Annotated in this window: 27 protein-coding genes and 1 tRNA gene; 16 read left to right on the top strand and 12 right to left on the bottom strand. The window is 60.1% G+C overall.

Annotation, left to right across the window (positions count from 1 at the left end; genetic code table 11):
* Positions 1-56 precede the first annotated feature (56 nt).
* A complete protein-coding gene (locus LQ249_RS19365; protein ID WP_046382920.1) occupies positions 57-2,810 on the bottom strand; it encodes a response regulator in 2,754 nt (917 codons plus the stop codon).
* A 204-nt stretch (positions 2,811-3,014) separates the two neighbouring features.
* Between LQ249_RS19365 and LQ249_RS19360 the strand changes: the two genes are divergently transcribed.
* The gene (locus tag LQ249_RS19360; protein ID WP_057004412.1) at positions 3,015-3,743 is read left to right on the top strand and encodes a response regulator transcription factor; all 729 of its coding nucleotides are present in this window, start codon (positions 3,015-3,017) and stop codon (positions 3,741-3,743) included.
* Positions 3,730-5,100 (top strand): sensor histidine kinase, encoded by a 1,371-nt coding sequence (locus tag LQ249_RS19355; protein WP_232565817.1) that lies wholly within the window; start codon positions 3,730-3,732, stop codon positions 5,098-5,100. The genes LQ249_RS19360 and LQ249_RS19355 overlap by 14 nt, the downstream gene beginning before the upstream one ends.
* A 3-nt stretch (positions 5,101-5,103) precedes the next feature.
* Here the strand turns inward: LQ249_RS19355 and LQ249_RS19350 are convergent, their stop codons facing one another.
* The gene (locus LQ249_RS19350; protein WP_017848016.1) at positions 5,104-5,619 is read right to left on the bottom strand and encodes a DUF2062 domain-containing protein; all 516 of its coding nucleotides are present in this window, start codon (positions 5,617-5,619) and stop codon (positions 5,104-5,106) included.
* Between the two features lie 147 nt (positions 5,620-5,766).
* Between LQ249_RS19350 and LQ249_RS19345 the strand changes: the two genes are divergently transcribed.
* The 8 genes from LQ249_RS19345 to murB all read left to right on the top strand — a co-directional run bounded on the left by LQ249_RS19345 (position 5,767) and on the right by murB (position 12,610).
* On the top strand, positions 5,767-7,980 hold the full coding sequence (locus tag LQ249_RS19345; RefSeq protein WP_232565816.1) for a DNA internalization-related competence protein ComEC/Rec2: 2,214 nt from the start codon (positions 5,767-5,769) through the stop codon (positions 7,978-7,980).
* Between the two features lie 109 nt (positions 7,981-8,089).
* Positions 8,090-8,725 carry a MotA/TolQ/ExbB proton channel family protein gene (locus LQ249_RS19340; protein ID WP_046382924.1) on the top strand — a complete coding sequence of 212 codons (636 nt, stop codon included), beginning with the start codon at positions 8,090-8,092 and terminating at the stop codon, positions 8,723-8,725.
* A complete protein-coding gene (locus LQ249_RS19335) occupies positions 8,722-9,150 on the top strand; it encodes an ExbD/TolR family protein (RefSeq protein WP_046382925.1) in 429 nt (142 codons plus the stop codon). Before LQ249_RS19340 ends, LQ249_RS19335 begins: the two co-directional genes overlap by 4 nt.
* Positions 9,150-10,160: a tetraacyldisaccharide 4'-kinase gene (gene lpxK, locus LQ249_RS19330; protein WP_046382926.1), complete on the top strand. Its 1,011-nt coding sequence runs from the start codon at positions 9,150-9,152 to the stop codon at positions 10,158-10,160. Before LQ249_RS19335 ends, lpxK begins: the two co-directional genes overlap by 1 nt.
* A gap of 23 nt (positions 10,161-10,183) precedes the next feature.
* Positions 10,184-10,369, top strand: a complete 186-nt coding sequence (locus tag LQ249_RS19325) for a Trm112 family protein (protein ID WP_003174668.1) — start codon at positions 10,184-10,186, stop codon at positions 10,367-10,369.
* Positions 10,366-11,130, top strand: coding sequence for a 3-deoxy-manno-octulosonate cytidylyltransferase (gene kdsB / locus LQ249_RS19320; protein ID WP_017848011.1), 765 nt, complete (start codon positions 10,366-10,368; stop codon positions 11,128-11,130). The genes LQ249_RS19325 and kdsB overlap by 4 nt, the downstream gene beginning before the upstream one ends.
* Positions 11,130-11,594 (top strand): low molecular weight protein-tyrosine-phosphatase, encoded by a 465-nt coding sequence (locus LQ249_RS19315; protein ID WP_108525115.1) that lies wholly within the window; start codon positions 11,130-11,132, stop codon positions 11,592-11,594. Before kdsB ends, LQ249_RS19315 begins: the two co-directional genes overlap by 1 nt.
* Complete coding sequence (gene murB / locus LQ249_RS19310; protein ID WP_017848009.1) at positions 11,591-12,610, top strand: UDP-N-acetylmuramate dehydrogenase; 1,020 nt, start codon at positions 11,591-11,593, stop codon at positions 12,608-12,610. The genes LQ249_RS19315 and murB overlap by 4 nt, the downstream gene beginning before the upstream one ends.
* 74 nt (positions 12,611-12,684) lie before the next feature.
* On the opposite strand, the gene LQ249_RS19305 is transcribed toward murB, so the two are convergent.
* Positions 12,685-13,356, bottom strand: a complete 672-nt coding sequence (locus LQ249_RS19305) for a Bax inhibitor-1/YccA family protein (protein ID WP_057004407.1) — start codon at positions 13,354-13,356, stop codon at positions 12,685-12,687.
* Between the two features lie 152 nt (positions 13,357-13,508).
* Here LQ249_RS19305 and LQ249_RS19300 point away from each other — a divergent pair.
* Positions 13,509-13,599: transfer RNA gene (locus LQ249_RS19300), tRNA-Ser, on the top strand.
* Positions 13,600-13,726: 127 nt separating this feature from the next.
* On the opposite strand, the gene LQ249_RS19295 is transcribed toward LQ249_RS19300, so the two are convergent.
* The 5 genes from LQ249_RS19295 to LQ249_RS19275 form a co-directional block, all read right to left on the bottom strand.
* The gene (locus LQ249_RS19295) at positions 13,727-14,791 is read right to left on the bottom strand and encodes a tyrosine-type recombinase/integrase (protein WP_046382929.1); all 1,065 of its coding nucleotides are present in this window, start codon (positions 14,789-14,791) and stop codon (positions 13,727-13,729) included.
* Between the two features lie 4 nt (positions 14,792-14,795).
* A complete protein-coding gene (locus LQ249_RS19290) occupies positions 14,796-15,032 on the bottom strand; it encodes a DUF4224 domain-containing protein (protein WP_046382930.1) in 237 nt (78 codons plus the stop codon).
* An 11-nt stretch (positions 15,033-15,043) separates the two neighbouring features.
* The gene (locus LQ249_RS19285; RefSeq protein ID WP_232565815.1) at positions 15,044-15,274 is read right to left on the bottom strand and encodes a hypothetical protein; all 231 of its coding nucleotides are present in this window, start codon (positions 15,272-15,274) and stop codon (positions 15,044-15,046) included.
* Positions 15,275-15,343: 69 nt separating this feature from the next.
* Positions 15,344-15,529 carry a hypothetical protein gene (locus LQ249_RS19280; RefSeq protein ID WP_232565814.1) on the bottom strand — a complete coding sequence of 62 codons (186 nt, stop codon included), beginning with the start codon at positions 15,527-15,529 and terminating at the stop codon, positions 15,344-15,346.
* Between the two features lie 132 nt (positions 15,530-15,661).
* The gene (locus tag LQ249_RS19275; RefSeq protein WP_232565813.1) at positions 15,662-16,090 is read right to left on the bottom strand and encodes a hypothetical protein; all 429 of its coding nucleotides are present in this window, start codon (positions 16,088-16,090) and stop codon (positions 15,662-15,664) included.
* A 146-nt stretch (positions 16,091-16,236) separates the two neighbouring features.
* Between LQ249_RS19275 and LQ249_RS19270 the strand changes: the two genes are divergently transcribed.
* Positions 16,237-17,016 carry a hypothetical protein gene (locus LQ249_RS19270; protein WP_232565812.1) on the top strand — a complete coding sequence of 260 codons (780 nt, stop codon included), beginning with the start codon at positions 16,237-16,239 and terminating at the stop codon, positions 17,014-17,016.
* Positions 17,017-17,026: 10 nt separating this feature from the next.
* On the opposite strand, the gene LQ249_RS19265 is transcribed toward LQ249_RS19270, so the two are convergent.
* Positions 17,027-19,072: a DNA cytosine methyltransferase gene (locus LQ249_RS19265; RefSeq protein ID WP_232565811.1), complete on the bottom strand. Its 2,046-nt coding sequence runs from the start codon at positions 19,070-19,072 to the stop codon at positions 17,027-17,029.
* 51 nt (positions 19,073-19,123) lie between these two features.
* Here LQ249_RS19265 and LQ249_RS19260 point away from each other — a divergent pair, with 51 nt between their 5' ends.
* Positions 19,124-19,330, top strand: a complete 207-nt coding sequence (locus LQ249_RS19260; RefSeq protein ID WP_232565810.1) for a hypothetical protein — start codon at positions 19,124-19,126, stop codon at positions 19,328-19,330.
* Here LQ249_RS19260 and LQ249_RS19255 read toward each other — a convergent pair.
* Both LQ249_RS19255 and LQ249_RS19250 read right to left on the bottom strand, forming a co-directional pair.
* On the bottom strand, positions 19,327-20,052 hold the full coding sequence (locus tag LQ249_RS19255) for a hypothetical protein (RefSeq protein ID WP_232565809.1): 726 nt from the start codon (positions 20,050-20,052) through the stop codon (positions 19,327-19,329). The two genes, LQ249_RS19260 and LQ249_RS19255, sit on opposite strands and share 4 nt — an antisense overlap.
* Positions 20,049-20,294: a hypothetical protein gene (locus tag LQ249_RS19250; protein WP_187517105.1), complete on the bottom strand. Its 246-nt coding sequence runs from the start codon at positions 20,292-20,294 to the stop codon at positions 20,049-20,051. Before LQ249_RS19250 ends, LQ249_RS19255 begins: the two co-directional genes overlap by 4 nt.
* A 76-nt stretch (positions 20,295-20,370) precedes the next feature.
* Here LQ249_RS19250 and LQ249_RS19245 point away from each other — a divergent pair, with 76 nt between their 5' ends.
* From LQ249_RS19245 to LQ249_RS19235, 3 genes are all read left to right on the top strand, one after another.
* A complete protein-coding gene (locus LQ249_RS19245; RefSeq protein ID WP_079444370.1) occupies positions 20,371-20,565 on the top strand; it encodes a hypothetical protein in 195 nt (64 codons plus the stop codon).
* A gap of 89 nt (positions 20,566-20,654) precedes the next feature.
* Positions 20,655-20,852 (top strand): hypothetical protein, encoded by a 198-nt coding sequence (locus tag LQ249_RS19240; RefSeq protein WP_232565808.1) that lies wholly within the window; start codon positions 20,655-20,657, stop codon positions 20,850-20,852.
* A gap of 111 nt (positions 20,853-20,963) precedes the next feature.
* Entirely contained in the window at positions 20,964-21,656 is a 693-nt protein-coding gene (locus LQ249_RS19235; protein WP_232565807.1) for a hypothetical protein, read from the top strand.
* On the opposite strand, the gene LQ249_RS19230 is transcribed toward LQ249_RS19235, so the two are convergent.
* Positions 21,657-22,133, bottom strand: a complete 477-nt coding sequence (locus LQ249_RS19230; protein WP_232565806.1) for a hypothetical protein — start codon at positions 22,131-22,133, stop codon at positions 21,657-21,659. It abuts the gene before it with no gap.
* Positions 22,134-22,143 lie beyond the last annotated feature (10 nt).

Raw genomic sequence — 22,143 nt, 5'->3', positions numbered from 1 at the left:
TGTACGTTTTGGTAACGCGGACCCTGTGGGATCGGGCCCGGCGTTGTAAAAAAATCTCAGGCGCTGACCCGCGCTTCACTGGCCAACCGGGCAATGGCCATGTCCAGCTCGTCCAGCGCGGCCATGGCCTTGGCGTCGTCCTGCTTGAGCAGGGTTTCGGCGCGTTGGCAGGCGGCGCGCAGTTGCGGTACGCCGCAGTAGCGGGTGGCGCCGTGCAGGCGATGGACGCGTTCGATCAAGGCATGGTTGTCATTGGCCTCCCGGGCGAGGGTAATGGCCAGGCGGTCGGCTTCGAGGGAGGCGAGCAACATGGCGAGCATGTCCGCCGCCAGGTCCGCCTTGCCCGCGGCCAGCCGCAGTCCTTCCTCGTGGTCCAGCACCAGCAATCGCACGCCTGGGCCGAGGCCTTCGGTCGGGCGCTCCGGCCCTTGGTTGCGCAGGGCCAGGCCGGTCCATTTCAGCACCACCTGGGCCAATTGCCGTTCGCTGATGGGTTTGGTCAGGTAGTCGTCCATGCCGCTTTGCAGCAGCGCACGCTTTTCGTTGGCCATGGCGTGGGCGGTGAGGGCCACCACCGGCAGCGGTGTGCCGTGGCGCTCGCTTTCCCACTGGCGAATCGCCTCGGTGCTTTGACGCCCGTCCATGCCGGGCATCTGCACGTCCATCAGCACCAGGTCGAAGGTTTCCTGCTGGACGGCATTGATGGCCGCATAGCCGCTTTCCACGGCCTGGACCTTGGCGCCCATGTCTTCCAGCAGGGTTTGCACCAGCAACAGGTTCGCCGGGTTGTCATCCACGCAGAGCACCCGCGGCGCGCGGCTGGACAACGGTTCACCCGGTTCGCAGCGCGTGGGGCGCGGGCTGATCAGGTCGGTCAGGGCGCGGCGCAGCTTGCGCGTACACGCGGGCTTGGCCTGCAACTGGCTGTTGGGGTTGGGCACCGACGGGCTGAACAGCATTTGCTCGGTGGTCGGGCACAGCACCAGCACCTTGCAGCCCAGGTGTTCGAGGTCCCACAGATGCTGGTTGAGGCGCTCGGGCGGGAGGTCATTGGCGGTGACGCCGAGTACCGCCAGGTCGATCGCCTGTTCGGTCTGATGCGCGCCGGTGATGCCGTTGGTCAGGCTTTCCAGGGTATTGAACGGCGTGACATCCAGGCCACAGTCTTCGAGCTGGTGTTGCAAGGCCTGGCGCGCCAGTTCGTGGTTTTCCAGCACGGCCACGCGGCGGCCGAGCAGCGGCGCGCAGGGCAGGTCTTCGACGTCGTCGCGGGTCTTGGGCAGGTTCAGGCTGATCCAGAATTCCGAGCCTTCGCCCGGTGTGCTGTCGACGCCGATTTCGCCGCCCATCTGCTCGATCAAGCGCTTGGAAATCACCAGGCCCAGGCCGGTGCCGCCCGGTTGGCGCGACAGCGAGTTGTCGGCCTGGCTGAACGCCTGGAACAGCGCGCGCACGTCCTGGTTGGACAGGCCGATGCCGGTGTCCTGCACGCTGATGCGCAGTTGCACACTGTCTTCTTGTTCATCCTCGATCATCGCCCGGGCCACGATGGTGCCTTCGCGGGTGAACTTGATCGCATTGCTGATCAGGTTGGTCAGGATCTGCTTGAGGCGCAGCGGGTCACCCACCAATGCCAGCGGCGTGTCGCGGTACACCAGGCTCACCAGTTCCAGCTGTTTGGCATGGGCGGCGGGGGCGAGGATGGTCAGGGTGTCTTGCAGCAGGTCACGCAGGTTGAAGGGCACGCTGTCGAGTACCAGCTTGCCGGCTTCGATTTTCGAGAAATCGAGGATCTCGTTGATGATGCCCAGCAGGTTATCGGCGGACTTTTCGATGGTGCCCAGGTAATCCAGCTGACGCGGTGTCAGCTCGCTTTTTTGCAGCAGATGGGTGAAACCGAGGATGCCGTTGAGCGGGGTGCGGATCTCGTGGCTCATATTCGCCAGGAACTCCGACTTGATGCGACTGGCCTCCAGGGCTTCCTTGCGCGCCAGGTCCAGCTCGATGTTCTGGATCTCGATGGTTTCCAGGTTCTGGCGCACGTCTTCGGTGGCCTGGTCGATGCTGTGCTGCAGTTCTTCCCGGGCGTTCTGCAGGGTCTCGGCCATGCGGTTGATGCCTGAGGCAAGTTGATCCAGCTCCTGGCTGCCCAGCGCCGGCAAGCGGGTTTCCAGGTTGCCGTCCTTGAGTTGGGCCACGGCTTGCTTGATCTGGCCGATCGGCGAATTGATGGTGCGGCTGATGCGCAGGGCCAAGGTTGCCGTGCAGATCAGGCCGATGGCGATCAGCAGCAGGCTGGCGAACAGGCTGCGATAACCGCGCAGCAACATGCCGTTGTGGGACAGTTCCACCTCGACCCAGCCAAGCAAGCGGTCGGATTCATCGGGAATCAGCTCGCCGGCAAGGTTGCGATGACGGCCAAACACCGGCAGCAGATAGCGCGTGGCGTCGTTACCGGTGCGCTGCAACAGGTGCGAGCTGTTACCCACCGGCGGCTGGTTGAGCATGGTCGGGCCGGCGTGGGCCATCGACGAGCGGTCCGGCGCGAGGAAGGAAACGGCGCGCACGTCCTGTTGTTCCAGGGATTGGGTGGCGATGCGTTCGAGCAGGTCGGCGTTCTTGCTGCTCAGCGCCGGAGCCACCAGTGGGGCCAACTGCTCGGCGATCATTTCGCCACGTTGCAGCAACTGGGATTGCAACTCCGAGAGCTGCATCCAGGTGAAATAGCCGCCCAACAACAAGGCCATCAGACTGGTCGGTAATAAGGTCAGCAACAGTACGCGGCCTTTTATCCCCATTCTTCTAAGCACGCCACTCTCCTGCTACCACGTTGTGATCGATCGCCCGTGCAGGCATCCGGCCCGCACCCCTGCGCAGTGTAGCCATTTGCGCGGCGTGGAATCTTGCAAATTAATGACAGCAGGCAATCTTCGGGCCATTTGGCGCGACGTGGCGATTGCCTGGCGCGGGGGAATCTTGAATAATCAGTGATTGAGAATGACTTGCAGGCGCTAATGAATCCCGTGGAAGTTGGTCTACCCAGTATCCTGACCATCGAAGATGACCCCGTGCTGGGCGCCTATGTCCACGAGCATCTGGGGCGCTGTGGCTTTCAGGTCACGTGGTGCCGGAACGGCCAGCAAGGCCTGCAGATGGCCCGCGAGCACGTCTTCGACGTGGTGTTGATGGATATTCTGCTGCCGGGGCTGGACGGGCTGTCGATCCTCACGCATCTGCGCCAGAGCCATGCGGTCCCGGTGATCCTGGTGTCGGCCCTGGGCGCCGAAGCCGATCGCGTGAACGGCTTTCGCCTGGGTGCGGACGACTACCTGCCCAAGCCGTTCAGCATGATCGAGTTGCGCGTGCGTATTGAAGCCATCCTGCGCCGGGTGGCCCTGGATCGCCGTCCGCCGCTGAGTTTGCCGCCCGCGCGCGACGACGCCCGGAGCCTGCGCTTTGATGATGAACTGTCCGACATCTTCTACCAGCAGCAGTGGGCCGGGCTGACCCGCAGCGAGTACCGCCTGCTGCAGACCTTGCACAACAACGGCGAGGAAGTGCTGAGCAAAGCCTTCCTTTATCAGCACGTGCTGCAGCGCGGTTATGCGCCCCATGACCGCAGCCTCGATATGCATATCAGCCAGATTCGCCGCAAACTCAAGACCATCGGCTATAGCGAGCGTGAAGTGCGTACCGTCTGGGGTAAGGGCTATGTGTTGAGTGGTCACGATGACGGCCTTTGAGGGGGGGTTGAAACGTCTGCCGGGCAGGCACTCGTTATTCTGGAAGTTGGCCTGCCTGCTGATTGCCTTCTGCTTGTTGATGATCTGGCTCAGTTGGTCCTGGGGCCGGTACATGGAGCAGCAGAACGCTTATCTGTCCGACACCTCCCGCGAGATTCTCAGCGGTTATGCGGCGGGAGCGGAGTTGGCCTGGAGTACCCAGGGCGCTGACGGCGTGGACGCCTGGTTGCAACTGATGGCTGCGCGTGAGCGCACCTGGATCGGCGTGATCGGCAACGACCTGCAATCCCTCGCCAGCACGCCGTTGACCGACAAGGAAAGCCAGCGCCTGACTTTTCTGCGCGGCCTGGACTGGCCGGTCAGCCGCCACGCCAAAGGCCTGCCATGGTTGAAAATCCCGTTTCCCCTGGACCCCAGTGTCGGCTCGTTGGTGATCGAGTTGCCCCAGCGCTTTATGCCGGGGCGCTACCAACTGTTCTGGCGGGTGGTGACCAATGGCGTGATTCCCGGTCTGTTTACCCTGTTGTTGTGCATCGGCCTGTACCGGCTGCTGATCATGCCGCTCAATCAATTGCGCGAGCAGGCCAACGCCTGGCGTGCCGATCAATTGAACACGCGGCTGTCCCACGATGCCACCAGCCGCCAGGATGAGTTGGGCGAGCTGGGGCGGGCCTTTGACCATATGTCCGAGCGGTTGCAGGGCACGGTGGTATTGCAGCAACAGCTGTTGCGGGACATGTCCCATGAACTGCGCACCCCCCTCAGCCGTTTACGCGTGGCCTGTGACAGCGAGCAGGATCTGGCGCAACTGCGTGAACGGCTGGGGCGGGAGATCGACGTCATGCAGCGCCTGGTCGAGGACAGCCTGCAATTGGCCTGGTTGGACACCGAGCGGACGCCGCTGCCTGTCGAAGACATTCAGGTTCAGGCGTTGTGGGACATGCTCAAGGACAACGCCTGTTTCGAAAGCGATTGGCCAGCCTCGCGGCTGCCATGCCGGCTGGGGCCGGACTGTTGGGTACGCGGCAATCTGAACGCCCTGGCCCAGGCGCTGGAAAATATCCTGCGCAACGCCATACGGCATTCACCTGCGGGCGGTGTCGTCAGCCTCGATGGGCGCCGTGATGGCGCATATTGGCACCTATGGCTGGAGGATCAGGGCGGGGGTATTGATGAACGCGATCTGGAGCGGATCTTCGCGCCGTTCTTCCGCCTGGACGGCTCACGGCCTGGCGACGGTGGCTTCGGGCTGGGGTTGAGCATCGCGCGCAATGCGGTGCAACGTCAGGACGGCAGCTTGTGGGCGGAGAATACCGGCCAGGGCTTGCGTGTGCATCTGCGTTTGTGCGCAGCCTAGGGCTCAAGCGCGACGCAGTTTGCGTTTATTCCATTGGTGCGCGACCCACCAGCGCCAATAACCCATGGTCAGGCAATAGGCCAGCGCGCCCAACACCACACCCAGTACCAGCGAGCCGAGCAGGAACGGCTGCCACAGCGTGCTCAACTGACCGCTGATCCACTCCCACGTCAGGTCGTCGGGCAGGCTGCGCGCCGGCACGTTCATCAGCCAGGCGCCGGTCATGTAGGTACACAGGAACACCACTGGCATGGTGATCGGGTTGGTCAGCCACACCAGGCTGATGGCAATCGGCATATTGCCCCGCACCGTGATCGCCAGCACCGCCGCCAAGAGCATCTGCAAGGGGATCGGGATAAACGCCGCAAACAGGCCTACCGCCATGGCGCGGGCTACCGAGTGCCGATTCAGGTGCCAGAGGTTCGGGTCATGCAGCAAGGTACCCAGAAACTGTAATGACTTGTGTTCCCTGATACTGGTGGGGTCGGGCATGTACCGTTTGAATAAGCGCCGGGGCATAAGGGGTCCAGATCAAGTCGAGGGGCAAGTATGCGCGCATTCTATAAACAGAAAATTCAGACTTTGTGACAAAACATCATAGGCTGCGGCCGGGGGGCAGCTAAGACTGAATGGATCACGTCAAAGGAATGATCCATGAGGACAGGGATGTTCGCGCTTGCACTCGGGCTGCTTGCGCTGCGATTTCTACCCGCACTGCCGCCCGCCGGGATGCTGTTGGCGCTGGCAGTGGTGGCGTTGATGCTGCTGCCGTTTCGCACTTATCCGCTGGCGTTTTTCCTGTTCGGCTTGTGTTGGGCATGTGTGAGCGCGCAGTGGGCGCTGGATGACCGCTTGCGTCCGCCGCTCGACGGCCAGACGCGTTGGCTGGAGGGGCGTGTGAGCGGGTTGCCGCAGCAGACTGACAGCGGCGTGCGTTTCGAACTGAGCGACAGCCGGTCGCGCAACGCCCGCTTGCCCGCGCGCATTCGGCTGTACTGGCACGGTGGCCCACCGGTACGCAGCGGTGAGCGTTGGCGCCTCGCGGTGACGCTTAAACGTCCGTCGGGCCTGCTCAACTTCCATGGCGTCGACCATGAAGCCTGGCTGCTCGCCCAGCGCATCGGTGCCACCGGCTCGGTAAAGGACGGCGAACGCCTGGCGCCGGCCCGCAATGCTTGGCGCGACGCGGTCCGTCAGCGCTTGATGGCGGTGGACGCCCAAGGGCGCGAGGCGGGGCTGGCGGCCCTGGTGCTGGGGGACGGCTCTGGGCTGACGGCCGACGACTGGCGTGTCTTGCAGGACACCGGCACGGTGCATTTGCTGGTCATTTCCGGCCAGCACATTGGCCTGTTGGCGGGGTTGATCTATGCGCTCGTCGCCGCTTTGGCGCGCTACGGCTGCTGGCCGCGCACCTGGCCGTGGCTGCCGTGGGCATGTGGCCTGGCGTTTACCGCGGCGTTGGGGTACGGCCTGCTGGCGGGGTTCGGCGTGCCGGTGCAGCGCGCCTGTGTAATGGTGGGGCTGGTGTTGCTGTGGCGTTTGCGTTTCCGTCATCTGGGCATCTGGTGGCCGCTGTTGCTGGCGTTCAATGGTGTGCTGATCCTTGAGCCGTTGGCCAGCTTGCAGCCGGGGTTCTGGTTGTCCTTTGCGGCCGTGGCGGTACTGGGGCTGACGTTCGGCGGTCGGTTAGGCCGCTGGAGTGCTTGGCAGGCATGGACCCGCCCGCAATGGTTGATAGCCATCGGTCTTTTCCCGGTGTTGCTGGTGCTGGGTTTGCCCATCAGCCTCAGTGCGCCGCTGGCCAATCTATTTGCGGTGCCGTGGATCAGCCTGGTGGTGTTGCCCCTGGCCCTGCTCGGGACGGCATTGCTGGCGGTGCCGTTCGTGGGCGCGGGCTTGTTGTGGCTGGCGGGTGGGGCGCTGGACGGCTTGTTCAACGCCCTGGCGCTGCTGGCGGGGCAATTGCCCGCGTGGATACCGGCCGAGGTGCCCATGGGCTATTGGCTGGTTAGCCTGGTCGGTGCGGTGTTGCTGTTGCTGCCCAAGGGTGTGCCGTTTCGGTTGCTCGGCTGGCCGATGCTGTTGTTGGCGGTGTTCCCGCCGCGCGAGCCGGTGCCCCACGGGCAGGTGGACGTACTGCAGTTGGATGTCGGGCAGGGGCTGGCGTTGATCCTGCGCACCCGCCATCACACCTTGCTCTACGATGCCGGCCCGCGCTCCGGGGCGGTCGATCTCGGCGCGCGGGTGGTGTTGCCGTCGCTGAAGAGGCTTGGGGTAGACGCTCTGGACATGATGTTACTGAGCCATGCCGATGCCGATCATGCCGGCGGTGCGGCGGCTGTCGCCCGTGGGCTGTCGATCAAACGGGTCGTCGGTGGCGAAACCGAAGGGTTGCCGGCGCTTCTCGACACTCAGCCTTGTATCAGCGGTGAACAATGGGCGTGGGACGGCGTGTCCTTTGAATTGTGGCAATGGCCAGACGCAGTTGATGGCAACCCCAAATCCTGTGTATTGCACGTACAGGCCAATGGCGAGCGCCTGCTGCTCACCGGCGATATCGATCGCGCCGCAGAGCAGGCGTTTCTGGCCTCGACCCTGGCGGTGCCGACCGATTGGCTGCAAGCCCCTCACCATGGTAGCCGCAGTTCGTCATCCTGGCCGTTTCTGCAGCGGCTGGCGCCGAAGTCGGTGCTGATTTCCCGAGGGCGCGGCAATGCGTTCGGTCATCCTCATCCACAAGTGGTGGAGCGCTATCAAGCGTTGGGAGCGCAGGTGTATGACAGCGCCGAACAGGGCGCGGTACGTTTGCGATTGGGCGCCTTCGCGCCACCGATTGTTGCGCGCAGTCAACGCCGCTTCTGGCGAGAAGCGCTACCGTAACCGCACGTTACCAATGGCCGAAGCCTGTGATCGGCGGGTCGTGGGTCGACGAGCCCCGCTGCCTGACCTATATGGTAAAGTGGCGCACTTTTTCGAGGGGACATTCACTGTGTGGGAATTGGTCAAATCCGGCGGCTGGATGATGTTGCCGATCATCTTGAGCTCCATCGCCGCACTCGGCATCGTTGCCGAACGCCTGTGGACCTTGCGCGCCAGCCGTGTCACGCCCGAGCATCTGCTGGGGCAGGTCTGGGGCTGGATCAAGAACAAGCAGCTCGACAAGCAGAAACTCAAGGAACTGCGTGCCAATTCACCCCTGGGTGAAATCCTCGCGGCCGGGCTGGCCAACTCCAAGCATGGTCGCGAGATCATGAAAGAGTGCATCGAAGAGGCTGCGGCGCGGGTCATCCATGAGCTGGAGCGTTATATCAACGCCCTCGGCACCATCGCCGCCATGGCACCGTTGCTCGGCCTGCTGGGCACGGTACTGGGCATGATCGATATTTTCAGCTCGTTCATGGGCTCGGGCATGAGCACCAACGCCGCGGTGCTGGCCGGTGGTATCTCCAAGGCCCTGATCACCACGGCAGCGGGCCTGATGGTCGGTATTCCCTCGGTGTTCTTCCACCGTTTCCTGCAACGCCGGATCGATGAGTTGGTGGTCGGCATGGAGCAGGAAGCCATCAAACTGGTGGAAGTGGTGCAGGGCGACCGTGACGTGGACTTGGTCGGGGACAAAGCGTGAAATTTCGCCGCAAGCAACGGGAAAATGTTGATATCAACCTCGCGTCGCTGATCGACGTGGTGTTTATCCTGCTGCTGTTTTTTGTCGTGACCACCACCTTTACGCGGCAGACCCAGCTGCGGGTCGATTTGCCGGAAGCGGTCAGCGGCTCGCCGGCCGAGGACCAGGAGGTCAAGCAACTGGATATCGCCATCAGTGCCGACGGCGTGTTTTCGGTGAATAACCAGTTGCTCGAGAAGAACGACCTCAACAGCCTGATGGAAGCCCTGCAGAAAGAGTCCGGTGGCGATACCAAGATGCCGCTGTCGATCAGTGCTGATGGCAAGACCCAGCACCAGGCTGTCATTACCGCGATGGACGCTGCCGGCAAGCTGGGGTTCAGCCACTTGCGCATGAGCACCGTCGAGGCGGTGAGCCAACCCTGATGGCCATGTCCGATCGCTTGCTCAAGGCCTGGTACGAAGGCCATCCGGCGCTGACGTTGCTGCGGCCGCTGGAGTCGCTGTATCGCGCGGTGGTGCAGCGCAAGCGCGCGCGCTTCCTGGCGGGCGAGGGCGAGATCTACCAATCGCCGGTGCCGGTGGTGGTGGTCGGCAATATCACCGTGGGCGGGACTGGCAAGACGCCGTTGATCCTGTGGTTGATCGAGCATTGCCAGCGCAGAGGTTTGCGTGTGGGCGTGGTCAGTCGCGGGTATGGCGCGAAGCCACCGCAGTTGCCGTGGCGGGTCGAGGCCGGCCACGCTGCTGAAGTGGCTGGCGATGAACCCTTGCTGATCGTGCAGCGCTGCGGCGTCCCCTTGATGATCGACCCCGATCGCAGCCGCGCAGTGAAGACGCTGCTGGCCAGCGAAACCCTGGACCTGATCCTCTCCGACGACGGCCTGCAGCATTACCGCCTGGCTCGCGACCTTGAGTTGGTGCTGATCGACGCCGCCCGGGGCCTGGGCAATCGCCGCTGCCTGCCTGCCGGGCCGTTGCGCGAACCGGCGGAGCGCCTGAAGAGCGTGGATGCGCTGCTCTATAATGGCGCCGCGGCCGATCGCGAAGATGGTTTCGCCTTTCGTCTGCTGCCCACGGCGTTGGTCAACTTGCAAACCGGCGAACGCCAGCCGGTCGATTACTTCCCGGCGGGCCAGCAGGTGCATGCGGTCGCCGGTATCGGCAACCCGCAACGTTTCTTCAACACCCTTGAAACGCTACACTGGCAGCCGATACCCCATGCTTTTGCCGACCATGCGTCCTACAGCGCGGAAGTCTTGAATTTCACGCCATCATTGCCGCTGGTCATGACCGAGAAGGACGCGGTGAAGTGCCGCGCCTTTGCCCAGTCCGACTGGTGGTACCTTGCGGTGGATGCGGTGCCGTCGCCAGCGTTTGTCGCCTGGTTCGACATGCAACTGATGCGTCTGTTGCCCGCCCGTCTCTTGCCTTAAACGCTTCATTCCAGGAAACACTCATGGACACCAAACTGCTCGACATCCTCGCTTGCCCGATCTGCAAAGGCCCACTCAAGCTCAGCGCGGACAAGACCGAACTGATCAGCAAAGGCGCCGGCCTGGCTTACCCGATCCGTGATGGCATCCCGGTGATGCTGGAAAGCGAAGCCCGCACGCTGACCACCGACGAGCGCCTGGATAAATGACTACAGCCTTTACCGTTGTCATTCCATCGCGCTACGCCTCGACCCGCTTGCCGGGTAAACCGCTGCAACTGATCGGCAACAAGCCGATGATTCAGCTGGTGTGGGAACAGGCCTGCAAAAGCAGCGCCGAACGCGTGGTGGTGGCCACCGATGATCCGCGCATTATCGATGCGTGCAAAACCTTCGGTGCCGAAGCGGTACTGACCCGCGAAGACCATAATTCCGGCACCGACCGCCTGGCCGAAGTGGCCACACAACTTGGCCTGGCGCCTGATGCCATCGTGGTCAATGTGCAAGGTGACGAGCCGTTGATCCCGCCGCGCGTGATCGACCAGGTGGCCGCGAACCTGGCGGCCCATGGCGAAGCGCGCATGGCGACCCTGGCCGAGCCCATCGAAGACATTGAAACGCTGTTCAACCCGAACGTGGTCAAGGTGGTCAGCGACATCAACGGCCTGGCGCTGACATTCAGCCGCTCGACGTTGCCCTGGGCGCGGGATGCTTTTGCCAGGCATCCTGACCGGTTGCCAGAAGGCGTGCCGTACCGCCGTCACATCGGTATCTATGCCTACCGTGCCGGTTTCCTGCATGACTTCGTCAGTTGGGGCCCGTGCTGGCTGGAAAACACCGAATCCCTGGAACAACTGCGTGCCCTGTGGCACGGCGTGCGTATCCATGTCGGCGATGCTCTGGAAGCACCGCCTGCGGGTGTTGACACCCACGAAGACCTCGAGCGCGTCCGCCGCCTGCTGGGGGCCTGATGGAGGTTCTGTTTGTCTGCCTGGGCAACATCTGCCGCTCGCCCACCGCTGAAGGCGTATTGCGCCATAAATTGCGCGAAGCGGGTTTGGCTGGCCAGGTCGACGTGGCGTCCGCCGGCACGGGGGAATGGCATATCGGCAACCCACCGGACTCACGCAGCCAACAGGCAGCGCAGCAGCGCGGTTACGATCTGTCGGCCCAGCGTGCGCAGCAGGTCTCCCGCGCCGACTTTGCGCGTTACGACCTGATCCTGGCCATGGACCACAGCAACCTGCGTAACCTCAAAGCGATGCAGCCGGGGCAGGGCAAGGCCGAGCTCGACCTGTTCCTGCGCCGCTACGACTCTGAAGTGGACGAGGTGCCAGACCCTTACTACGAAGGCGAACAAGGCTTTGAGCGGGTCCTGGACCTGATCGAACGAGCCTGTGATTTATTGGTGATCGAATTGAAGGGGCGGTTATGACCTTGCAAGTGCTTGCGCAAGTATCGCTCAAGCCATTCAACAGCTTCGGCATCGACGTGCGTGCCCAGCTCTTCGCCGAGGCCCACAGCGACGCGGATGTTCGCGAGGCCCTGGCCTATGCCGCCGCCCAGGCAGTACCGCTGCTGGTGATCGGTGGTGGCAGCAACCTGCTGCTGACCCGGGACATTCCGGCCCTGGTATTGCGCATGGCGACCCAGGGTATTCGGGTGCTGCAGGATGACGGCCAGCATGTGGTGGTCGAGGCCGAAGCGGGCGAAGCCTGGCACCCGTTCGTACTGTGGACCCTGGAACATGGCTTCTGCGGCCTCGAAAACCTCAGCCTGATCCCGGGCACCGTGGGCGCCGCACCGATGCAAAACATCGGCGCCTACGGTGTGGAGATCAAGGATGTGTTCGCCGGCTTGACGGCCCTGGATCGCCAGACCGGCGAGTTACGTGATTTCAGCCTGGAAGAATGCAACTTCGCCTACCGGGACAGCCTGTTCAAACACGAAACCGGACGTTGGCTGATCCTGCGGGTGCGGTTTGCCCTGAGCCGCGTCAGCCACCTCAAGCTCGACTACGGCCCCGTGCAACAGCGCCTGGCCGGGCAGGGGATTACCGACGCCACCCCGAGCGATGTCAGCCGGGCGATCTGCGGCATCCGTCGGGAAAAACTGCCGGACCCCGCAGAACTGGGCAATGCCGGCAGCTTCTTCAAAAACCCATTGGTGTCCCAGGCGCTGGCCGCCGAGCTGCAGGGCTTGTATCCGGACTTGGTGGCCTATCCCCAGGCCGACGGGCAGATGAAACTCGCTGCCGGCTGGTTGATCGACAAGGCCGGTTGGAAGGGCTTTCGTGATGGAGATGCCGGCGTGCATAAGATGCAGGCATTGGTGCTGGTTAACTACGGCGGCGCCACCGGGCATGACATTGCCAACCTGGCGCTACGTATCCAGCAGGATATTGCCCAGCGTTTCAAGGTCGATCTGGAGATGGAGCCCAACCAGTACTGAGCCCTGAACAAAGCGCCCTGAAACAAAAATGCCCCGTATCTTGCGATACGGGGCATTTTTTATACTGTTGGCAATCAGTCGTCGCGGCTCATGATGCCGAAGATCTGCAACAGGCTGATGAACAGGTTGTAGATCGACACATACAGGCTGATGGTCGCCATGATGTAGTTGCGCTCACCGCCGTGGATGATGGCGCTGGTCTGGAACAGGATGCACACGGAGGAGAACAGCACAAAACCTGCGCTGATCGCCAACTGCAGACCGCTGATCTGGAAGAACATGCCAGCGACCACTGCCCCCAGCAACACGAAGAAGCCGGCGGTGATGAAGCCACCCAGGAAACTCATGTCCTTGCGGGTGATCAGCACATACGCCGACAAACCACCAAACACCAGGGCTGTCATGGCAAACGCCGAGCTGACCACTTCCGCGCCGCCGGCCATGCCGAGGTAACGGTTAAGGATCGGGCCGAGGATAAAGCCCATGAAACCGGTCAAGGCAAACGCCGACACCAGGCCCCAGGCCGAGTCACGCAGCTTGTTGGTCAGGAAGAACAGACCGTAGAAGCCGATCAACACGACAAAGACATTCGGGTAGCCGACGTGCATCTGCTGCGCCATGAACGCCATCACGCCGCTGAATGCGAGGGTAAGGGCGAGCAAGCCATAGGTGTTGCGCAAGACGCGGCTGACTTCAAGCTGCTCAGCCTGCGCGTTACCATTCACTGCGTAATTCTGTTCGCGCATGGCGACACTCCTTCGGTTTTGAAACGTTCAGTCGCAAAGATCATAACAGACGCTCTGTAACAAGCGATGGCGAGAGTTTGACAGTGTGTTTCATTCGGGTATTATGGCGCCCGCTGAGACAGGATGGGCTGCTATAATCCTGTGATGCAAAAGGGAAATTGGCAGAGTGGTTGAATGCACCGGTCTTGAAAACCGGCGAACGTTAATAGCGTTCCCAGGGTTCGAATCCCTGGTTTCCCGCCAAGATTTACACGAAAGCCCCGCGCTAGCGGGGCTTTTGCGTTTCTGGGGTTTGGGAATGTCGGCAGTGAAACATCTGATCGTTTCCGCATCATTTCAGGCGGTTTCCGCAACTCTGCCAGATTCGAGATCAACGAGTCGGCTTCACGATCTCGCCAACGCGCCTGTAGACCGTCTCCGTGATGCGCTTGTCCGTGTGGCCCAGGAGGCGGCTGGCATCGCCCAGGTCGAGGATCTCGCTGGCGGCTTTCGGTCGGATGTCCCGGAATTGGAACTGGCGAATGCTCGCAGCGAGAATCCCGTCTCCTTTCTCGCGAGCTGTCGCAATCGCCCGGTTCCTGGCATCGTCAAAGCGCAGCCGCAGCATCGGCTTGGTCACCTGCCGCCCATCCTCAGTGACAATCAGGTACGGGCTCCGCACGCCGCGGGAACGCCTCTGCTCTATCAACCGCTCCACCAGTGCGCCTAAGTCATTCAAAACTCCGGCGGCAGTCAGGCGGATTCGTAGCTTTTTGGAAGTCTTGCCCTGGGCAACCTGCAGGAACTCGTTAACCGCGTCTGCTTCCCGCATCGAAAGTACGTCCGCCGGGCGCTGGCCAGTCAAATAAGCCAGGTCCATGGCGTCGCGCAACTCCGAGGTCGCGACCGCATACACGGCGCTCCAGATTTCCTCGGTTGCGTAAAAGTCCCGCGGCACTTCCTTGTTCTTTCGCACGCCGGCGGCCGGGTTGCTCTCGGTGATCCCCCACTCGCGTGCGATGTTATAGATGTGTGAAAGCAGGGAGATCTCCCGGTTGGCTCTCACCTTGGCGCTCCGTCTATCCCGATATTGGGCTATGACCTGCGGCGTCACGGCATCAATAGGGGCGTCGGTGAACGCTTTGCGTAGTTGCTTCAGGCTCAGCAGGTTGTCGCTCTGCGTCTTTGGCGCCTTTCCCGGGATGACCTCCCGCTCGTACCGATCAAACACCTGGCCCAGCAGGGCGTTCTTCTTCGGTACTGGCTTGCAGTCGAGCTTTGCCCATTCAGCCTTGGCGATATCCAAGTCACCCCCGAGCGGGATTTCTATCCGCTTCCCGTCTTCGTTCCTCCCGTCGTAGTAGTACCCAACCCACTCTTTGCCGCCTTTCAGCGTGCGTACACGCCGAATCATTCTTGGCGGCAGATCCCTATTTGCCGCCTTTTTGGCTCGCATCTCTTCATCCTACCTTTGACAAATCCAGCGACCAGGCCTCGGCCGCAACGTTTTCCGCAGAAGGCTTTACGCCTGCCAGCTTCATTCGGGCGTAGACGCGGCCGACCACAGGCCGACGAGCCCTGGTCAGCACGTACTTCCAGCCGTTTCGGCTCAGCCACGCTATCTGGCCTGACGGAATCACGTATCCGGTGATCGCCGCCAGCTCTTCCTCGGCAAGCGTTTCGCTTTGCATCTCCATGCTATGCACCTCTATACGTCAGGTTTGTCGAGAGAGCCGGCGGGCCGCGCTGTCTTGATGATGTGGATGACCAGGCCGAAGGTGATCAGCATCCAGGCACAGGTGCCGGCGAATGCGTACAGGAGGTCAGATATTTTTCCGTCCATGACCAGCCCGGGGCCGATCCAGAAGATCCAGCAGCCGGTGCCGGCCAGGTACAGCAAAGCGCCCAGCAGGATCAGGGTGAGTTTCATAGCGAACATGGGTGTCCTTGCCGCGCTGGGCGGCAGTAGGTGGGCCTGCCGCTAGGCGGCAGGATGTAGTGGGGGTTGTTAAATCAATGAGGCTAAATAGGCCTCAGCGATTTGCTTGCGCAGATCTTGACGCTCGTGAAGGTTGATGAGGCGGCGCATAAGTAGGCGGTTAGTCCATCTGTCGTAGTCGCGGAAGAAACGATTTCTGGACTTGCGGCTGGCCACAGGGGCAATGGCGATGACTGCTTCTGCAAAGTTTCTCATGAGGTACTCCTAGTATGATGAGCCCCTATGTTCAACGCGGCGAACTGACGGTTTCCCGACTATTTGCAGTTAAAATTACTCATGGCATCGGCCCCTTATAGATGAAGACGTAGGCGAATCAGAGGGTGGCGATCATGGCGTCACCAGCGGGCTTTCCTCTGCAACCTGGCAAGAGCCGCAACCGTCACCGCACGCGCCGCAGAACTCTTTGCCAACTGCCACGGCGTCGACTTCTCGCTGCAGGCTCGGCACATATCGCACCCATACGCACACTGGGCCGTCTTCGGTGTCGTGGATCGAGAAGATGAACCAGCCATCACCAGCGGGCCGTGTCGGCGCCCAGGCCGTACAATCCGCGATGCCACTGGCGAACCATGCCGCTTGCAGCTCATCCGGCGCGTCATCCTCGAAATTTCGTTCACGGACTTCCAGGCCCCGGTCGGTGAACCAAGCGTATGGAATGAGCTCGTCTTCAGTGGAGGGCCAGGCTGGGTGTGTCCAGCAGCCAGTTTCGTCACGTTCCACTGGCAGCGATTGGATCAAAACGATTTCTTCAGGCATGACTTCGTCCTTGCCGCTGTAGCGGCCGGTTGAGGAAGGGGGGGTGATGGATTTCTCAGTCTGTCTTAGCGCGCATTAATCCTTTCGCTGATCTACTGAGATTCAGGCATGATCATTTTCTTTGTTGCTACTAAGGAGTGGTAGGCGTGAAAAAACTATTGGAAAGAGATGGCTTTGTTCTTGCGGCGTTGCCGGTGCTATCTTTCGTTGTCTCACTCATCTTCGAAATGGGATACGCGGACGCTTTTGGTTATGACTATTTCTTTATTCAAATAGATCTTAAGGCGATGGTGGTTGCACTTGTCTGTGTGGTTTTACTTCTGATGCCTTTAGTTGTGTTTTTGTACGCCTTTATATATTTGATTCAGTCTGACTCAAGGAAAGTTCGAGTTGCAGCTCTACCTATGATATGCCCAGTTATTGCGATGTTATTTCTTTATATAACTGGTTTTCAATCTACTATGATGAAATGGCTACTGTTCATTTCCTTAGGGTTTTTGGCATTTACGCTTCTGAGACTTTTGTTTAAGGCTAAAACTAAAGGCTGGGAGAACGCTTTAGGCGAATATGCTGATGCTGAGGGAGTAAAGGATCGAAGCAAATCGCTAGGTAATAAAGAGTTAAGGTCCCAAGATTATCTATACATTTCTTTGACAATCATCGTTTTTATATCTTTAGTGATTTTTATGATTCACGGTATAGGGTTTGGGGTTGCTCACTGGAAGACGAACTATTCAACGATAAATCATGATGGTGAAGAGTATGCGTTAGTTGCTTCTTATGGAGAAAAATTTATTGCGGCAGGCGTTTATGATGATCGATTTAATAATAAGATAACGATCATTCCAGGCGATTCCGAAATGCTAAAGGATATAAAGTCAGCACGATTAGATGACTTTATATCCTCTGGGTTATGGTTTAGATGATACTTGTGCTTCAAGCCGCTACTTGCTGACTATCTATCTGTTCCCAAGGATCATTTGCCCTCGCCAGTGCCGCCATGGGCGGCGGGCTGACGCTGTTACCGCACATGTGCACCTGCTGAGTCTTGGTGAACGGTTTGCCGTCGGCGCCGTGACTGATGATGTAGTCGGCCGGGAAGCCCTGGGCCTTGTACAGCTCCGACGGCTTGAGCATCCGCAGGCAGATGTCGACGATCACATAGGGCGTGCCCTTGACCATCACGGTGACCATGGCGAGGCGGTCCTTGGTGGTGATCGTCGGCGCCGGCGAGTCGCAAGAGCTGATGTTCTCCGTGCCGTAGTAGCTGATCAGGAAGGCCGCAACTCGCAGCGCGCCGGCTTCATGCTCTGGGGAGAGCGTGAGAGATACCAGCGAGCTCTTGCCACCACCTCCGGCGGTAATGGTCGGCGCCGGATCTTCCAGGCCCTGGCCAACACTGCCGCCGAATGCTCGCTCCATGAATGCGCTGACCAGCCCGTGGTGCTGGCCGCCGGCGCTGACGGTGTGTAGCGGGTCATTGACGTCCCGTGCATCACAATTTCCCCGCAAGTGCACCAGGTTCGCCGCCACCAGTTGCTGCTGGCTGCCGGTGTTGGTCACCGTAGTCATTGGGTCTTCGATGCTCTTGGCGTCGGTGGTGTTGAAGCCGCCATTCATCTGGGCCATGAACACCGTGGAGATGCCCATGGCGTGAGCGGCACCGGCCGGGCGCTGATAGTTGCCGCCGCTGGTGATGGTCGGCAATGGCTCGTCCAGCGCCTTGCCCGCGTCATCGAAACGGAACTTCACCAGGTGCGCCGCTGCGATCGCGCGGTGACTGCGAGTCATGAGCGTGCCGACTGGCTTATCCGCTGCTACCGGGTGCCCGGCGTAGACCGGGCCGCCGGCCCCAACCATCACAGGGCTGATCAGTGTCAGCTCGCCGCGATTTGCACAGGTCACTGTCGGTAACGGGTCGAGCGGGTCATTGATGCGGTCGCTACCCTGGTGCGTTGCCGGGGCGATCACAGGGCTGACCACCGAGAAGGCGCCGCCCTTCGGATAGGAGGTGACGGTGCGCAGCGGCTCATCGGCAGACTGCACAGTTTCCCCTGACCAATTGGCGATCGGGACAATGAATGGCGCCGCGCTGTCGATAACGAACTTCTTCATGCCCTTGGCAACACGGCGCAGGGTGGCCGGCGCCAGGTCTTTCTTGCGGCCAAAGATGCTTTTGCCCAGGTCGGTGAAGTCGATGCAGTCAGCAGCGGTTTTCCACTTCTGCTGGCCCTTGACCGGGTTTTTCGCGTGGGTCGGCTCCGGCCACACGATCGGCTGCCCATCGCACCGGGCGATCATGAACAGGCGTTCCCGGCTGGTTGGCGCGCCGAAGTCGCAGGCCTTGATCACCTTCCACTCAACGACATAGCCCATGCCTTCCAGCAGGGCAACGAAGCGGCGCCAAGTCCGGCCGCGTTGCTTCGGGTCGGGGATCAGGAATTGCTGGCCCACAGGCACAACTTCACCAGGTGCTGCAATTTCGCCGCTGAGTTTCACCACGCGGCCGGTGGCCTTGTCGCGCTTGGCGATCAACCGTCCCCACTGCAGGATCTGCTTCACGTTCTCCAGGCTGATCACCCGGGGCCGCTTCATACCTGCCCACTTGAGGCCGATCCACGATAGGTTGCGGATCTCGCGCTTGCGCGGCTGCCCGCCGGCCGCCTGGCTGTGGTGCGTGCAGTCAGGCGACATATGGAACCAGCCCACGGCTTTGCCGCCGCACTCGGTATCCGGATCGCCCTCGAACACGTCGGTGGTGAAGTGCTGGGCGCCTGGGTGGTTCATGGTGTGCATGCTGATGGCTTGCGGGCTGTGGTTCTTCGCCACGTTCACCGCGCGGCCCAGGCCAATTTCCAGCCCGGTACCGGCGCCGCCACCACCACAGAAGAAGTCGACAACGATCTCATCGTCCTGAGGGTTGAAGCCGAGTCCGTATTGGGTTTTGAAATCGAAGGGGTGTTTCTTCTGTTGTGCGGACATAGGGGATCCTCGCCGGGTATATTCGGAGCTCAATTGATAGGAGTGTCAGAGATGCACGTGCAACCTGAAGATTGCTGTTCGGCTGCAATGAATGAAGTCGATCTGGACGGTGGAACTGACCGATTTCATAATTACGGAACGGAAGAGCGCAGTTCGTTTCTGGTGACCGGGTTCAAGTGCAAGGTGTGCACTCAGAAGTGGGAGCGGTTTGTTGAAGCGCAGGATCCAGATGAGGTCAGATGGGATGCGGTTTTTTAAAGGGCCATCTCTACCTGCGTTTCTCTCTGCCAAATTGGCGAGCTGTTATGTGCTTCGATCCGGTCAGCAATGACGTTGGCGCGCTGGCCGGCAGTTGGTGGCGCATACATCCCGAAGCGGCTGATGCTGCCGCCATTTACTGCAGCGTTTGTGGAGTCGGCTGATGCAAAAGGTAGGTTCTGAAAAATGGCCGGGTCGAGCATCCGCAAACCGTGAAGCCGGCACATCGGTCGACCCTGGTCGTCACATACAGCGTCCATCGCGGTGCCCATCCGCTTCCACCATGATCCGGTGCCCGGCGTAGCCCATTGTCCAGAACTGCCAAGGGCAACCGTTCGCCAACACCTCGCTAGCTGCTGAAGGCGCTCGATCGATTCGTGCAAGTGCCAGACAGGTACACCGCGAAGCTCCTCTGGCCACTGCCGAACAAGGTCGTCGTTGGCCTCTTCGTCTCCGTCGATGACGTCCGGAATGAGCGCCCAAGTGAATCCAGGGTGTCGGTGCCAGTCTTCGACCCAGCGTGTGTAGCCCTCGACGTCTAATTGGCCGCCTTTTTTCCACACTGTGAATGCGCCGTTATCGAAAACAAACGATTTGCACACATCGGCGACAACTCCTAGATCGTCCTTGCGCGGGAACGGCACCAGTGCATGCCGGCCGGCCAGGAACTTTGCCGCGTCCTCACGCTTACCGCCGACAGGCGTGCCGTGGTAATGGATCATCCGCTAAGCCTCACTGTTTCGATCTCGACGCCCTGGTGCGTAGCGATAATGGTTTGATCGCCGCCTAAAGATTCCGACAGCCGATCGGCGATCTGTTCATGCCAGCCTTTTTTAATCAGCGCGGTGGCCGCCCGGATATGCTCGACATGGATCATCGACAAGGATTTCAACTCAAGCCGATAAACAATGGTTTCGCCGTCAGATGGGCACACCGCTGCGAACGTGTGTCGATACGTATTCATAGAGGATCCTCGCCGGCTGGCGTGATTCGTTTAAGTGGGTGATATGCTTTGCTGCTTATCAAACAAGGAGGTGGTAATGGCGGGTAAAAAGCTTGAAGCGTTCCGCGAGTGGTTCAACCCAAAGCGTCGGCGGCGAGCAGGAGGCGCTTTGTTTATTACGTCGTTGGTCGGACCGTTTTTGTATCCAAGCGGTTACTGGGTCAGCGTGATGACTCCGGGGATCATATTTTTCTTCAGTGCCTGGCCGTCCGACGCTCACGACAAGCGCTGAGTCTCAGCCTTCAATGGCCGGCTGGCGTGATTCGTTGATATGGGGTATTACGGGTGACCGGCATGGAGCCGGATCAAGGAGAGAAACAGATGAGTAATCAGGCACAAATTGACGCGATTGAGCAGCTTCTGATAGCGGTATTGAAGTCGAATCCCTTCAAGGCTGATGCCGAGAGGGTTTTTGAAATCGCCAATGGCGGATTAGCAGGCAGTTATGGGCCACCGGGCTCGAAGCAAAAAGTAGACGCAGCAAACTACCTGAATCATCTGAAGCTGCAGTTGAAATGATCTGCCCTCGCAGTCTCTGTTATCGGATGCAGCGAGTCGGGGGATAGCAAGATGCTTCCAAACGACCCCCAGTAGCATCTAATATCTCGCGCTCATTCGATGGAGCGAGCTATGAAGGACAGATCAGAAATTTTAGGTGGGTTGATTACCGGCGCTTACCTGGCAGGTGTAGCCACCCTCGTATTTTGGAAACGCACAACCATTCCAGAACTAGAACTTAATGAGATAGGGGATTTTCTCGCAGGGGTTTTTGGTCCGGTGGCCTTTCTGTGGCTGGTGCTAGGCTATTTACAACAAGGTCGGGAGCTAAAGCTCAGTTCTGAAGCCTTACAACTTCAAGCACAAGAACTAAAGAACTCAGTCGAGCAGCAGAAAGAACTTGTTGATATCACGAGGCTGCAAGTCGAGTCGGAGATGAACCGGTTGAGGTCAATACAAGAACGTAGAGAAAAGGATATAATGCCTGAGTTGTTTGCAAGAGTAGACGGTACGGTTCGCATCGGGCAGCAGTGCTTTTTAGAACTATACATTGGAAATGATGGAGCCACAATATTCAAGGTGTCGATTGATTTTGGTGGTGATCTCAGTTATTTGAATATTGTCATCCCAGAATGGCCAAAAGGTAAGTTTCAACAGTTTGCTATAAAATTTGACCTGGATGATCCGGCAGTTGAGGAAACTGTGACAATTGCCTATAAAGATGCGGATCACAATACCAAGGTGGCCTATTTTGATATCAGGCGTGTGGATATCCCTGGTGAAAGTGACCTTCCTCAGTTTGAGGCGCAATCCCGGGTGAAGTGATTATTCATCATCTTCATTCAACTGGCTCGATTCGGCGTAGCCCGCGTGCCGTAATTTGCGCGCCACGTTCTGCGTTACAACTATTTCGTGGCGCGGAAATGCAAAATAATTGGCGGAATTTCCGGCGCCCAGCGAATGGGCATGTGCGATTAGTCGCCAGATGGTCGCCCGGTCTCTCGTTTCGTCCAGTTCGCTGGTGAGAGCCGCCAGCCGATCACGCATTCCTTGGCGGAAGTAGTGACGGATGATGTCTGACGGCCCTTTGACCTTTGGCGGCGCCGGCGGCAGATCTTCGCCCCGGCCATTCAGCACCAGCAGTTGCACGGCCTCACTGACCTCCTCGATCTCATGCCAGAGCATCAGCTCGTCGAGCATCTGCCTCGTGCCATACGGGACTGTGTGCCGCAATTCCTGCTCGCCCAGTTCCTGCCGCTTCTCGGCCAACTTGGCTGTTCGATCTTCCTGGGTCACAGCCATGGCCTACCTC

The sequence above is a fragment of the Pseudomonas sp. 7-41 genome, assembly GCF_021233075.1.
GTDB lineage: Bacteria > Pseudomonadota > Gammaproteobacteria > Pseudomonadales > Pseudomonadaceae > Aquipseudomonas > Aquipseudomonas veronii.
This window is presented reverse-complemented; position numbering and strand designations above follow the sequence as displayed.